At 71.7% G+C, this 12,196-nt stretch carries 12 protein-coding genes; 5 read left to right on the forward strand and 7 right to left on the reverse strand.

Features of this window, described 5'->3' with window-relative positions; genetic code table 11:
• The first annotated feature begins 399 nt into the window (after positions 1-399).
• On the forward strand, positions 400-1,749 hold the full coding sequence (locus tag OG842_RS31740) for a transcriptional regulator (RefSeq protein ID WP_266736004.1): 1,350 nt from the start codon (positions 400-402) through the stop codon (positions 1,747-1,749).
• Positions 1,750-1,848: 99 nt separating this feature from the next.
• Positions 1,849-2,379, forward strand: a complete 531-nt coding sequence (locus OG842_RS31745; protein ID WP_266736002.1) for an NUDIX domain-containing protein — start codon at positions 1,849-1,851, stop codon at positions 2,377-2,379.
• A 113-nt stretch (positions 2,380-2,492) separates the two neighbouring features.
• On the opposite strand, the gene OG842_RS31750 is transcribed toward OG842_RS31745, so the two are convergent.
• Positions 2,493-3,353, reverse strand: coding sequence for a 3-hydroxybutyryl-CoA dehydrogenase (locus OG842_RS31750; protein WP_072484448.1), 861 nt, complete (start codon positions 3,351-3,353; stop codon positions 2,493-2,495).
• 198 nt (positions 3,354-3,551) lie between these two features.
• On the opposite strand from OG842_RS31750, the gene OG842_RS31755 reads away from it, so the two are divergent.
• Positions 3,552-4,829 (forward strand): glycoside hydrolase family 10 protein, encoded by a 1,278-nt coding sequence (locus OG842_RS31755; protein ID WP_266736001.1) that lies wholly within the window; start codon positions 3,552-3,554, stop codon positions 4,827-4,829.
• Positions 4,830-4,947: 118 nt separating this feature from the next.
• Here the strand turns inward: OG842_RS31755 and OG842_RS31760 are convergent, their stop codons facing one another.
• Entirely contained in the window at positions 4,948-5,148 is a 201-nt protein-coding gene (locus OG842_RS31760) for a DUF1918 domain-containing protein (protein WP_266736000.1), read from the reverse strand.
• Between the two features lie 87 nt (positions 5,149-5,235).
• Positions 5,236-6,225: a DMT family transporter gene (locus OG842_RS31765; RefSeq protein ID WP_266735999.1), complete on the reverse strand. Its 990-nt coding sequence runs from the start codon at positions 6,223-6,225 to the stop codon at positions 5,236-5,238.
• Here OG842_RS31765 and OG842_RS31770 point away from each other — a divergent pair.
• Positions 6,224-7,717, forward strand: coding sequence for an aminotransferase-like domain-containing protein (locus OG842_RS31770; protein ID WP_266735998.1), 1,494 nt, complete (start codon positions 6,224-6,226; stop codon positions 7,715-7,717). The two genes, OG842_RS31765 and OG842_RS31770, sit on opposite strands and share 2 nt — an antisense overlap.
• Before the next feature lie 122 nt (positions 7,718-7,839).
• Positions 7,840-8,415: a histidine phosphatase family protein gene (locus tag OG842_RS31775; RefSeq protein WP_266735997.1), complete on the forward strand. Its 576-nt coding sequence runs from the start codon at positions 7,840-7,842 to the stop codon at positions 8,413-8,415.
• 279 nt (positions 8,416-8,694) lie between these two features.
• Here the strand turns inward: OG842_RS31775 and OG842_RS31780 are convergent, their stop codons facing one another.
• The 4 genes from OG842_RS31780 to OG842_RS31795 all read right to left on the reverse strand — a co-directional run bounded on the left by OG842_RS31780 (position 8,695) and on the right by OG842_RS31795 (position 11,916).
• Positions 8,695-9,438, reverse strand: a complete 744-nt coding sequence (locus OG842_RS31780; RefSeq protein WP_266735996.1) for a Clp protease N-terminal domain-containing protein — start codon at positions 9,436-9,438, stop codon at positions 8,695-8,697.
• A gap of 78 nt (positions 9,439-9,516) precedes the next feature.
• Positions 9,517-10,026 carry a hypothetical protein gene (locus OG842_RS31785; RefSeq protein ID WP_266735995.1) on the reverse strand — a complete coding sequence of 170 codons (510 nt, stop codon included), beginning with the start codon at positions 10,024-10,026 and terminating at the stop codon, positions 9,517-9,519.
• Positions 10,027-10,135: 109 nt separating this feature from the next.
• Positions 10,136-10,633 carry a peptidylprolyl isomerase gene (locus OG842_RS31790; RefSeq protein ID WP_266735993.1) on the reverse strand — a complete coding sequence of 166 codons (498 nt, stop codon included), beginning with the start codon at positions 10,631-10,633 and terminating at the stop codon, positions 10,136-10,138.
• Positions 10,634-10,731: 98 nt separating this feature from the next.
• Positions 10,732-11,916 carry a serine hydrolase domain-containing protein gene (locus OG842_RS31795; RefSeq protein WP_266735992.1) on the reverse strand — a complete coding sequence of 395 codons (1,185 nt, stop codon included), beginning with the start codon at positions 11,914-11,916 and terminating at the stop codon, positions 10,732-10,734.
• Positions 11,917-12,196: the final 280 nt, after the last annotated feature.

Consider the following 12,196-nt stretch of genomic DNA (forward strand, 5'->3'; position numbering starts at 1 on the left):
GGGGCGCATCCGGTGACCGGATGCGCCCCTCCTGCCATGCTCGCCGAACGGCGTGGACCGCACGCGGGCCCCGGCGCGGCCCGGGGGAACCCGGCTCCGAGCCGATCCCGCAGCCACCCTCCGATCCGTGGGCAGTGGGCCGTGCGGTCCGGCGCCGTCCGCGCTGCCACGGAGTGTCGGGCAGGTCGGCAGGGCGGACGGCGCGGTTGCGGGTCGTCGTACTGTACGAGGGGGAGCAGACGACCCGTCCGCCTCTTGCGAGACGACTGATTCAACCCATCCGCGCACCGGCGCAACAGGGTGCGCAGCGGGACGGTTCGGGCATTGCGTTCACACCCCGTGTGAATCGTGCTCCACTGGTGCGACACGCCTCGGCGTGCTGAACCACCGGAGGGGCACATGGGGGCAACGGAGCCCAACATTCTGCTGGCTGCCCTGATCGAGGAGGCGGGCGTCTCCCGGGCGGGACTCGCCGCGCACATCAACCGGGCCGGCCGCCCGCGCGGACTGTGCCTGCGCTACGAACACACCGCGGTGGCCCGTTGGCTGAAGGGTCAGCGCCCGCGCGGCCAGGTGCCCGACCTGATCTGCGAAGTGCTCGGCAAGCGGCTGAGCAGGCCCGTCTCGCTGGACGACATCGGCATGGCGGCCCCGGGGACCGGCTCGTCCGTGCCCGGCTCCCCGCTCACCGGCTTCGTCGAGCGGGCCACCGCGCTGTGGCGCTGCGACGAGGCGCAGCGCGCGCACGCCCTCGACCCGGCCGCCGTCACGGGCACCACGGCGGTGATGCCGGTCTGGGAGTGGGAGAACCCGCCGGAGGACGCCGACGTCTCGCGCGAGGGGCCGACCAGGGTCTCCACGGCCGACATAGAGACCCTGCGTGCGGCCCGCACCCACTACGAACTGATGTACCGCCGGGCAGGCGGAATCGCGACCCGTTCCCGCATCGTCGGCTTCCTCAACTCCGAGACCGCCCCGCTGCTGCGCGGCGGCTACAGCGACGCGATGGGCCGCCGGCTGTACCGGGCGGCGGGCGGCCTGGTGGCGGTCGCGGGGATCTGCGCGTACGACTCGGACGCGCACGGGCTCGCCCAGCGCTACTTCCACCATGCGCTGCGGCTGGCCAAGGCGAGCGGGGACCGGGGGCTCGGCGGCTATGTGATCGCCCTGATGGTCAACCAGTCGCTCCACCTCGCCGACTACCGGCAGTCCGTGGCCTTCGCCCAGGCGGCGCTGCGGGCCGCCACCGGACACATCAGCCCGGCGCTCGCCGCCGACCTGTACGCGATGCAGGCCAAGGCGTACGCCCGGCTCGGCGACGCGAGCGGGGTCCGGGAGTCCATCCGGCGGGCCGAGTCGGAGGCCGGGCGCATCCGGCCGTGCCAGGAACCGGACGAGACGGGGTACGTCCAGCCGGGCCTGGTCGATGTGCAGGTGGCCGAGGCGCTGCTCGGCATCGGCGATCTGCCGGGTGCCCGGGAGCACGCGGCCAAGGCGGTGCGGATCCCGGCGCACGACCGGGGGCGGGTGCACCGGCTGGCCATGCTGACCCATGTCGAGCTGCGCCAGGGCGAGGCGGACCGGGCGGCGGCCACCGCCGTGGAGATGGCGGAGCAGGCCGGGGGCATGGAGTCGCGGCGGCTGCGCGACCGGCTGCGCGCCGTGCGCGAGGACCTGGTCGCGAGCGGCTGCGCCGACGCGGGACGGGCCGCCGAACTGATCGACGGGGCGTTGCGCGTACCGCTGTGAGCGCGGTGGACGGCTCGCACTCACGAGGACCGGTACGTTCCGTTCCGATGCCGCTCCTGCTGCGATGTTGCCACCTACTTGTCGAAAGGTGGCAGAACCGTGCAATGGACGAACCTGAACGAACAAACCGTGTATGAAAATCGCTGGTTCCAGGTCAATCTGGCAGACGTGGTCATCCCCGACGGCAGCCATCTCGACCACTTCGTCGTCCGGCTCCGCCCGGTCGCGGCGGCCACCGTCGTCAACGAGGCCGATGAGGTGCTGCTGCTCTGGCGCCACCGGTTCATCACGGACAGCTGGGGCTGGGAACTCGCCGCCGGCGTCGTCGAGGACGGCGAGGACATCGCGGCCGCCGCCGCTCGCGAGATGGAGGAGGAGACCGGCTGGCGCCCCGGGCCGCTGCGCCCGCTGCTGACCGTGGAACCCTCGAACGGCCTCACCGACGCCCGGCACCACCTCTACTGGTCCGAGGAGGCCTGCTGGACCGGCCCGCCCAGCGACGCCTTCGAGTCCTCGCGCCGCGAGTGGATACCGCTCAAGCTGGTGCCCGGCCTGATCGCCCGAGGCGACGTCCCGGCCGCCGGAATGGCCGCCGGGCTGATGATGCTCCGTCACTTACGGCTGGGGTGAGGCGCCGCACGGAGGTGCGGTGCAGAGGCACCGTGCGGCGCGGCCACGCACAACCGCGTACGGGGCCGGCCGGGGATCGCCCGGACCGGCCCCGTACGGGCACGAAGCAAGGATCAGGAGTACGGGTAGAAGCCCGAGCCCGTCTTGCGGCCGAGCCTGCCCGCGTCCACCATGCGCTGGAGCAGCGGCGGAGCGGCGTACAGCGGCTCCTTGAACTCCGCGTACATCGAGTCGGCGACCGAGGCCACCGTGTCGAGACCGATCAGATCGGAGAGCTTGAGCGGGCCCATGGGGTGGGCGCAGCCGAGCTCCATGCCGTTGTCGATGTCCTCACGGCTGGCGATCCCCGACTCGAACATCCGGATCGCGGAGAGCAGATACGGGATCAGCAGCGCGTTGACCACGAAGCCGGAGCGGTCCTGGGCGCGGATCGGGTGCTTGCCGAGCACGTCCTGCACCAGGGCCTCGGAACGCTTCACCGTCTCGTCGGACGTGGTCAGCGCCGGGATCAGCTCGACGAGCTTCTGCACCGGGGCCGGGTTGAAGAAGTGGATGCCGATGACCTGGTCCGGGCGGGAGGTGGCCACGGCCAGCTTCACCAGCGGGATGGAGGAGGTGTTCGAGGCGAGGATCGCGTCCTGCCGGGTCACCACCTGGTCGAGCACCTGGAAGATCTCGGTCTTGACCTGCTCGTTCTCCACGACGGCCTCGATGACGAGGTCGCGGTCGGCGAACTCGCCGAGGTCCGTGGTGAAGCTCAGCCGGGCGAGCGTCTCGTCGCGCTCCTCGGCTGTGATCTTGCCGCGCTCGGCGGCCTTCGAGAGGGAGTTGTGCAGCCGGGTGCGGCCGATCTCCAACGCCTCTCCGGTGGTCTCGGCCACCATGACCTCAAGACCGCTGCGCGCGCACACCTCCGCGATACCCGCGCCCATCTGGCCACAGCCCACCACTCCGACGCGTGCAATGTCGGCCATAGAGTCCGTCACCTCGTGCCTTTCGCTGTTCTGCGTGTCGCAGGTTCCCGTCTGATTCCGGTGCCCGCCCCGACCCCACGACGTTACTCCGCGGCCTACGGGTCATCGTGGGCCGGGGCGGGCATGCTCTGCGTTACGCCTGATTACAGGCGCGACGGACGATGGCGACGATGACAGAGAGACGGCAGGTGCAGCTTTATGCGGCAAATGGCCAGAAGAAGCTTTGTTGCGGGGGCGGCCGGGGTGGTCGCGGGGATGGTGAGCACCGTCACCATGGCCGGTGACGCCTTCGCGGATCCGCCCCGGCGGAGCGGAGTGCCGGAGCGCTCCGGCCGCCGTCACGCCGCCCGGCGCGAGCTGCGCGGCATGTGGGTCGCCACCGTCGCCAATCTCGACTGGCCCTCGAAGCCCGGCCTGACGGCGGCCGCGCAGCAGGCCGAACTGATCGCGTACCTCGACGAGGCCGTCGAGCGGCGGCTGAACACCGTCATCCTCCAGGTCCGGCCGACCGCCGACGCGCTGTGGCCCTCGCCGTACGAGCCGTGGGCCCAGTACCTCACCGGCGTCCAGGGCAAGGACCCCGGCTGGGACCCGCTGGGCACCGCCGTCCGCGAGGCGCACAGCCGAGGCCTGGAACTGCACGCCTGGTTCAACCCGTACCGGGTCGCCAACCACACCGACCCGTCCCGGCTGGCCGCCACCCACCCGGCCCGGCTGCACCCCGACTGGGTCCTTCCCTACGGCGGGAAGCTCTACTACAACCCGGGGATTCCGGAGGTCCGCCGCTTCGTCCAGGACGCGATGCTCGACGCGGTCCGCCGCTACGACGTCGACGCCGTGCACTGGGACGACTACTTCTATCCGTACCCCGTGGCCGGGCAGGTCTTCGACGACGACGCCACGTACGCCAAGTACGGCGCGGGTTTCCCGGACAAGGCCGCCTGGCGGCGCGACAACACCGACAAGCTGGTGCGCGAGACCGCCGAGCGGATCAAGAAGATCAAGAAGAACGTCCAGTTCGGGATCAGCCCGTTCGGGGTGTGGCGCAACGCCGCGACCGATCCGCTCGGCTCCGACACCAGGGCGGGGGTGCAGACCTACGACGATCTGTACGCCGACACCCGCGGCTGGGTCCGGAAGGGCTGGATCGACTACATCTGCCCGCAGGTCTACTGGAACATCGGCTTCGCCGCCGCCGACTACGCCAAGCTGGTGCCCTGGTGGAGCGAGGTGGTACGCGGCACGGAGGTCGACCTGTTCGTGGGGGAGGCGCTCTACAAGGCCGGTGACCCGGCCCAGCCCGCCGCCTGGCAGGACCCGGCCGAACTGTCCCGGCACATCGACTTCGCCGCCAAGTACGACCAGGTGCGCGGTCACGTCTACTTCTCCGGGAAGGACGTGGTCGTGGACCGGATCGGGGCCATGGACCGGGTGGTCGCCGACCACTACCGCAACAGGGCGCGCCCACCCCGCTGACCGAAGGGCGGAGCGGGCGCGATGGGTGATCGGGGCGGGCCGCCCGGGAACGGGCCGGCCCGCCCCCCGGCCCGGGGCGAAGAGCGGTACCGAACGCCGGAGGCCGCTACGGAGTCTCCTAGGGCTGCTTCCGGGTTTCGGTGTGCTGTACGACGCTGTCGGGACCTGGTGAAATCAGGTGTTCGTGTCCGTCCTCGAAGCGGACGCGGTACGGGGGAGTGCCCCCGGCCCCGAGCACTTCGACGATTTCTGCGACCTTGTCGTGCTGCCCCACGGTCCTGCCGTGTATCAGCAGCCGGTCGCCCGTGTGTGCCTCCATCGGGACTGACCTCCTCACGGGTGGCGGTCCATGTCGACAAGTCTATGGCCGAAAGCCGACTTCGCCCGGTGGGGGAGTACGGACCGCTCACCGCGGCCGCCGGTCACGCCCCGCCCGCTGGGTGGCCGCGATGCAGACGAGCACCGCGACCGCGGCCACCGGCGCCGCCGCCGGAACCTTCTCGCCGAGCAGGAGGAACGACCACGCCAGGGTCAGCAGGGGCTGCCCGAGCTGGAGCTGGCTGGCCCGCGGCACCCCGATCTCCGCCATCCCGCGGTACCAGACGTACAGGCCGAGGAAGGTCGAAACGACTGCCACCCAGACCAGACCGATCACCCCGTGCGCCGTCAGCCGCACCGGCTCGGCCGGCAACGCGACCGCCGCCCCCACCACCGCGAGCGGCAGGCAGAGCACCAGCGCCCAGCCGACCACCTGCCAGCCGGGCATGACCCGGGCCAGCCTGCCCCCCTCCGTGTACCCCGCCGCGCACACCAGCAGCGCGCCGAACAGATACAGATCGCCGCCGGACAGCTCGCCGCCGCTCTGCTGCACGGTGAACACGATCACCACGGCCGCACCGGCCAGCGCCGCGGCCCAGAAGGCGCGGGGCGGCCGCGCTCCCGTCCGCAGCGAGGAGAACACCGCGGTGGTCAGCGGCAACAGCCCCACGACCACGGCCGCGTGCGAGGTCGTCGAGGTCCGAAGGGCCAGCGTGGTCAGCAGCGGGAAGCCGATCACCACGCCCGCGGCGACCACGACGAGCCCGGCCCAGTGCCGGCGGTCCGGCATCGCGACGCGGCCCAGGAGCAGCGCGCTGCCCGCGATCGCCGCGGCGAGCAGGGTGCGCAGCGCCACCAGCGACCAGGGGCCGAAGCTCTCCAGCCCCCAGGCCGTGGAAGGAAAGGTCAGCGAGAAGGCGAGGACACCGAGCCCGGCGAGCACGAGACCGCCGCGGGACGACTCGCGGCCGGTGGCGGTACCGCTGTCGGTGCCGGTGGTCCGGGTGACGGGATCGATAGTGGCCGATGGGCCGACCGCTATCGTGTTGTCGTCGATAGCGCTACTCTTTGCTCTCATGCATGAGCGTAGCAGCGTCGCTGACCTAGTCGGATCTCTCCGGGGCGAGCTGAACCGCTACTCACCAGGAGAAAAGCTGCCGTCCAGTCGCGCTCTCGTCGAGCGCTTCCGGGTCAGTCCCGTCACCGTCTCCCGGGCCATCGCCCAGCTCGTCGCCGAGGGGCTCGTGGTCACCAGGCCCGGCTCCGGTGCGTTCCGGGCGCAACCCCCTACCGAGGTGCCCCCGCCGGGCGACACCTCCTGGCAGGAGGTCTCCCTCAGTGGCGACGGCGGGCCCGAAGCGGTGCCGCGCACCGTCGACGCCTCCGGGGTCCTGGTCACGCTCGCCGCACCGCCGCCCGGAGTCATCGAGCTGAACGGCGGCTACCTCCACTCCTCCCTCCAGCCGGAGCGGGCGCTCGCCGCCGCCCTCGCCCGCGCCGGCCGCCGCCCCGGCGCCTGGGACCGGCCGCCCACCGACGGCCTGACCGAACTGCGGTCCTGGTTCGCCCGCCGGATCGGGCCCGCGCTCACCGCCGCCGATGTGCTGATCACCGCAGGTGGCCAGAGCGCCCTGGCCACCGCGCTGCGCGCGCTCGCCCCGCCCGGCGCCCCGTTGCTGGTCGAGTCGCCCACCTATCCCGGCATGCTGGCGGTCGCCCGCGCCGCCGGACTGCGGCCCGTGCCGGTGCCCGTGGACGCCGACGGCGTACGGCCGGAGCTGCTGGACGCGGCGTTCCGCGCCACCGGCGCCCGCGTCTTCGTCTGTCAGCCGCTCTTCCAGAACCCGACCGGCGCGGTCCTCGCCCCCGAACGGCGCGCCGAGGTCGTCCGGATCGCCCGTGCGGCGGGCGCCTTCGTCGTCGAGGACGACTTCGCGCGCCGGCTCGTCCATGACGACGCCGGGCCGCTGCCCGCCCCGCTGGCCGCCGACGACCCGGACGGGGTGGTCGTCCATGTCTGCTCCCTCACCAAGATCGCCTCGCCGAGCCTGCGGGTGGGGGCGCTGGCCGCCCGCGGGCCGGTGCTGGGCCGGCTGCGGGCCATCCAGGTCGTCGACAGCTTCTTCGTCCCCCGGCCGCTCCAGGAGGCCGCGCTCGAACTCGTCGGATCCCCGGCATGGGGCCACCATCTGCGTTCCGTGTCGGCCGGGCTGCGCAGCCGCCGCACCGCCATGACGACGGCGCTGGGCCTGGAACTGCCCGGACTCACGCTCCCGCACATCCCCGCTGGCGGCGGCAGCCTGTGGCTGCGCCTGCCCGAGGCGGAGGCCGGTACGGACGAGTCCGCGGTGGTCTCGGCGGCCCTGCGCGCGGGCGTCGCCATCGCGCCCGGCCGCCCGTACTTCTGCGCCGAACCTCCGTCCCCGCAGATCCGGCTGAGCTTCTCCGCGGCTGCCGGGGAGTCCGAGATCGCCGAAGGGATCCGCCGGCTGCGCACCGCCTGCGACGAAGTCCTGACCGGTTCCGGGGCGGCCGCCGGCCCTGACCGGGGCGGCCCGCGTGCCCCATGAGAAGGGCGGTTCCAGCCAATCGAGGGACGGGCGCTGCGGGATCCGCCTCGCCCCGGGCCGGGTCGGACGGAGTTGTGGAGGCCCTCTTGACCGGAAGAGTGTTCGGATCCACGATCACCGCCATGACTTCCAGAGTCTCGTTGGTCGCCGCGGCGCGCAGCTCCACCCTGCTCGCCGAGCGCTTCGACGACGACCGGCCGCTCGACCACACCGGTCTGTACGAGATCCGGCTCGCCGCGCCCGCCCTCATGCCGCTGGGCGCCGCCGAACTGCGCTACTGCTCGCCGACGCCGCGCAGCCGCGCCACCGGCGACGCACTCGGCTTCGCCCCGCTCGTCCAGCCGGCCCTGCGCGACTGCGACATGGGCCGCTGGCGGGGCTGCACCCTCGCCGATGTCACGGCGTGCGAACCGGCGGCGGTCGACGCCTGGCTCGCGGACCCGCGCTCCGCCCCGCACGGCGGCGAACCGCTGCTCGCGTTCATCTCGCGGATAGGGGGCTGGCTGGACACCCGCCCCGCGTGCGACGGCGCCATCGTCGCCGTCGCCGAACCGGCGGTCGTCCGGGCCGCGCTCGTGTACGCGCTCAAGGCCCCGCCGTCGACGTACTGGAGCGTGGATGTCGGGCCGCTCTCCACGGTCACTCTCACCGGAATGCCGGGCCGCTGGAGCCTCAGGCTCGAAGCGGGAGTCCGCTGACCGCCCGCCAAGACGGCCGGCAATCCGCGGTCCGCGCCCGCTCCGGAGGCGGGAGGCCCGGGTCGACAGGAGCGGGAGCCCCTGGTCAACGGGGCCGGAGTTCCTGGTCGGCGTACGGTCCACGACCGAGGGCCACCCGCTCCGCGCGCCATTTCCGCGTCGGCCGGGGCCGCCGTGGCCTCGCTGCCCCGGTCGCCGTGCACTGGCCGGAATTCGCCGCGACCGGCGGGGGGAGGCCGCGTGCCGGCCGCCGTCACACGACGGCCGGCGCCGCCCCGCTCAGCCGTTCTCCTTCGGGGTGGTGAGCAGGGCGAGGGCCTCGGCGATGTCGGCCTCGGCGGCCGCCTTGTCGATGCCGAGTCCTGTCAGCACTCCCGTACCGTCCTCCTGTTCCAGCAGCGCGAGCAGGATGTGCTCGGTGCCGATGTAGTTGTGGCCCATCCGAAGGGCCTCCCGGAACGTCAGTTCCAGAGCCTTGCGGGCCCCGGCGTCGTACGGGATCAACTCCGGCAGCTCGCCGGCCGCGGCCGGCGGCAGCGCCTCGGTGGCGGCCCGGCGGACGTCCTCCAGGGGGATGCCCTGGGCCTTGACGAACGCAGCGGCCAGTCCCTCCGGCTCGCTGAGCAGCCCCAGTACCAGGTGCGCGGTGCCCACCTCGTCGTTGTGTGCCGTGCGGGCCTCGTTCTGCGCGGCCATCACGACGTTCTTGGCCCGCGGGGTGAAGCGGCTGAACCCCTGACTGGGGTCGAGATCCGACACCTCGCCGGGGTTCTTGGCCACGAACCGCTTCTGGGCGGCCTGCCTGGTCACCCCCATGCTCTTGCCGATGTCGGTCCAGGAGGCGCCGGAGCGCCGGGCCTGGTCCACGAAGTGTCCGATCAGATGGTCGGCCACGTCACCGAGGTGGTCCGCGGCGATCACCGCGTCCGAGAGCTGGTCGAGGGCGTCGGTGTGAACCTTCTTGATGGCCTCGATCAGGTCGTCGAGGCGCACGGGATGCGTAGGGCGTACGGGATTCACCATGTGTCAACCTTAGGTTGACAGTCCAAGGGTGTCAACCATCGGTTGACAGTGGGGGTGGTGAGGCGATGCGTCACGGAATCAGCGGGGCGCCACGGACCGGTTGCAGAAGACGCATGCGTCCCAGTACGCCGGCGCGCACAGCACGCGGTGCCGTACGCATGAGGCCATGGCGGCCTCCTCCGGGCCGGGGAAGGGGAACCTGCCGCTCTGCGGTTCGGCGCCGACGGGGTCGAACGCCTCGACCATCTCCCGGTACTGCCGCAGATATCCCTCGGCGAAGGGTGGCTCGTAACCCAGCTCGTCCCACCGGTGCCTGCGCAGCGCCAGATCGATCACTCGCAGGACGAAGCTCTTCGCCGTGGCCCGCTCGCCGGCGGAGCCGCCCCAGTCGATCTCCTCCAGGTCGAATCCGACCACCCCGCGCCCCACGGCGCCCTGGTCCTGGAGGATCAGCAGGGTGGCGAAGCGGTACTCCCAGACGCTCTCGGCGAGATCGGACACGGCCAGCACGAGCACGTCGACGAAGACGTCGGTGCCTCCGTTGGACATGGACAGGCTGCGGCCCCCGCCGTCGAATGTGTTCCCCATCCCGGCACCGTACCGAGGGGGTGGGGGCGTCCGGGTGCCGGTACGACGGAGCGCGCCGCCCGGCGGGACTGCCGGGCGGCGCGCTCGATTCAGCGGTTGTGGATACAGGTCAGAGGACGCCGCTGTCCGCGATGGTGATCTTCGCCTGCGGGCGGCCGCTCTGCGTGCCGAGGGCCTCGATCTTCTTGACCAGGTCCATGCCGGCCTCGTCGTCGACCTCACCGAACACCACGTGCTTGCCGTCCAGCCACGACGTCACGATCGTCGTGATGAAGAACTGCGAGCCGTTGGAGTGGGGGCCGCTGTTGGCCATGGACAGCTGGCCCGGCTTGGTGTGCTTCAGCTTGAAGTTCTCGTCAGGGAACTTGGCGCCGTAGATGCTCTTGCCGCCGGTGCCGTTGCCCGCGGTGAAGTCGCCGCCCTGGAGCATGAAGTCGGGGATGATGCGGTGGAACGAGGACCCCTTGTAACCGAAGCCCTTCTCACCGGTCGCCAGCGCGCGGAAGTTCTCCGCCGTCTTGGGAACGATGTCGTCGAACAGTTTGAACGTGATCCGCCCGGCGGGCTCGTCGTTGATGGTGATGTCGAAGTAAACCTTGCTCGTCATGGAACCATCCTGACATCGACGCCTCCGGCATCGACGGGCGGGCACGGTCACAGCACGGCGCGGGGGCGGCGCCGGGGCCCACCGTACCCGTACCGGCTTCAGCGGGTGCGTTGCAGATGGGCGCCGATCTGCAGGAACGCGGGGACGAGCGGGGCCACGGGGACGTCCGGGGACATCACCTGGGATCCGTAGTGGACGATGACGGTCTCCAGCCCGGGGGAGACGAAGAGGCGCTGGCCGTGGATGCCGCTGGCCATGAAGGATCCGTAGGGGTCGTTCAGGATCCACCAGTAGTCGTGGTACGAGAGCGTGGCGGGGGTGCTGGGCGGGGCGGCGGGGAAGCGGACGCGCCCGGCGTAGCCCTCCGGGGCGTCGGGGATGGCGGCGGTCACCGCGGCAGGAACGATCTGCCGGTCCCCGACGGCGCCCCCGCAGCGGATCATCTCGCCTAGCCGGGCCACGTCGCGGGCGGTGGCGCTGAATCCGCCACAGGCGGCCTCGGTGCCTTCGCCGTCCAGGACGTAGTAGGCGTCCTCGTCGGCACCGAGGTGGGACCAGATCATGTCGCTCAGCAGGGCCGAGGTGGTGGTGCCGGTGACGCGGCGGAGGATTTCGGCGAGCGCTTCGACGTTGCCGTTCTCGTAGCGGAACTCGGTCCCCGGTGCGGCCGTCGCGCGTGCGGTGGCGAGGTGTTCGCGGATGCTGGTGGGGCCGCTGTAGCCGTAGGGGCGCAGGGGTGGTGCGACGACCGCGAAGTAGCGCTGGGCCTCGACGGGCTTGTCGAAGGGGCGCCCGGCGTACGAGACGTGGGTTCCCATGTGCAGCAGGTGGTCGACAGTGCTGTCCCCGAAGGCGGTGCCGGCGAGTTCGGGGACGTACTCGGAGGCTGTCGCGTCGCGGTCGAGGGTTCCCCGATGGGCCAGGGTGGCAGCCAGCAGGCCTGTGTACGACTTGGCCGCCGAGGCGTTGAAGTGGGCGTCGTGGGGCCGGAGTCCGTGCAGGTAGGTCTCGTGGACGAGGGTGCCGCGGTGCATCACCAGGAGGGCATCTGTCCGGGCGGCCGCGTAGAGGTCCTGGAGGGTCAGGGTGCGACCGTCGGGCGCGGCGATCGTGAGCAGGTCGAGGCCGGCGGTGTCCGTCGGCAGGCTGCGGGCGGGGCCCGGTCCGCGCCACACCCGGCGGCTGGGCAGAAGCTCCCGGCCCGCCGTGGTGTAGCGGCGCACCCATGCCGGGTCGGTGTAGCCGCGGGACCAGTGGAGATCCGCCAACGGTGCGTCGGTCATGTGCGCTCCTCAAAATTGAGTGACGTCCTGATCGCTACCATACACATCGTCTATTTTCGTGAGCGGCTTGCGCTCTGACTCGACTGGCTCTACATGCATGACCACCGTGCGGCATCCCGCTTGCCATCGAGGCATTGACCGGAAGTGGCCAGCACGTTACGTTGCCGAATCAGCAGCCCGTTAATGGACGTTGCGTTCAATTACTTTTGTCGTCGCACCCCGACAGGCCGTGCCCGGACGGGAGTGGTGCCGCTGCCCGCGTGCGCCCGATGCCGAACCT

Source organism: Streptomyces sp. NBC_00376, from assembly GCF_036077095.1.
GTDB lineage: Bacteria > Actinomycetota > Actinomycetes > Streptomycetales > Streptomycetaceae > Streptomyces.

Excerpts from the sequence above, each read along its gene's own strand:
- OG842_RS31755 (WP_266736001.1), top strand. The coding sequence starts at position 3,552 with ATGCGGCAAATGGCCAGAAGAAGCTTTGTTGCGGGGGCGGCCGGGGTG.
- OG842_RS31795 (WP_266735992.1), bottom strand. The coding sequence starts at position 11,916 with ATGACCGACGCACCGTTGGCGGATCTCCACTGGTCCCGCGGCTACACC.
- OG842_RS31775 (WP_266735997.1), top strand. The coding sequence starts at position 7,840 with ATGACTTCCAGAGTCTCGTTGGTCGCCGCGGCGCGCAGCTCCACCCTG.
- OG842_RS31790 (WP_266735993.1), bottom strand. The coding sequence starts at position 10,633 with ATGACGAGCAAGGTTTACTTCGACATCACCATCAACGACGAGCCCGCC.
- OG842_RS31760 (WP_266736000.1), bottom strand. The coding sequence starts at position 5,148 with ATGGAGGCACACACGGGCGACCGGCTGCTGATACACGGCAGGACCGTG.
- OG842_RS31780 (WP_266735996.1), bottom strand. The coding sequence starts at position 9,438 with ATGGTGAATCCCGTACGCCCTACGCATCCCGTGCGCCTCGACGACCTG.
- OG842_RS31785 (WP_266735995.1), bottom strand. The coding sequence starts at position 10,026 with ATGGGGAACACATTCGACGGCGGGGGCCGCAGCCTGTCCATGTCCAAC.
- OG842_RS31765 (WP_266735999.1), bottom strand. The coding sequence starts at position 6,225 with ATGAGAGCAAAGAGTAGCGCTATCGACGACAACACGATAGCGGTCGGC.
- OG842_RS31770 (WP_266735998.1), top strand. The coding sequence starts at position 6,224 with ATGCATGAGCGTAGCAGCGTCGCTGACCTAGTCGGATCTCTCCGGGGC.
- OG842_RS31750 (WP_072484448.1), bottom strand. The coding sequence starts at position 3,353 with ATGGCCGACATTGCACGCGTCGGAGTGGTGGGCTGTGGCCAGATGGGC.
- OG842_RS31740 (WP_266736004.1), top strand. The coding sequence starts at position 400 with ATGGGGGCAACGGAGCCCAACATTCTGCTGGCTGCCCTGATCGAGGAG.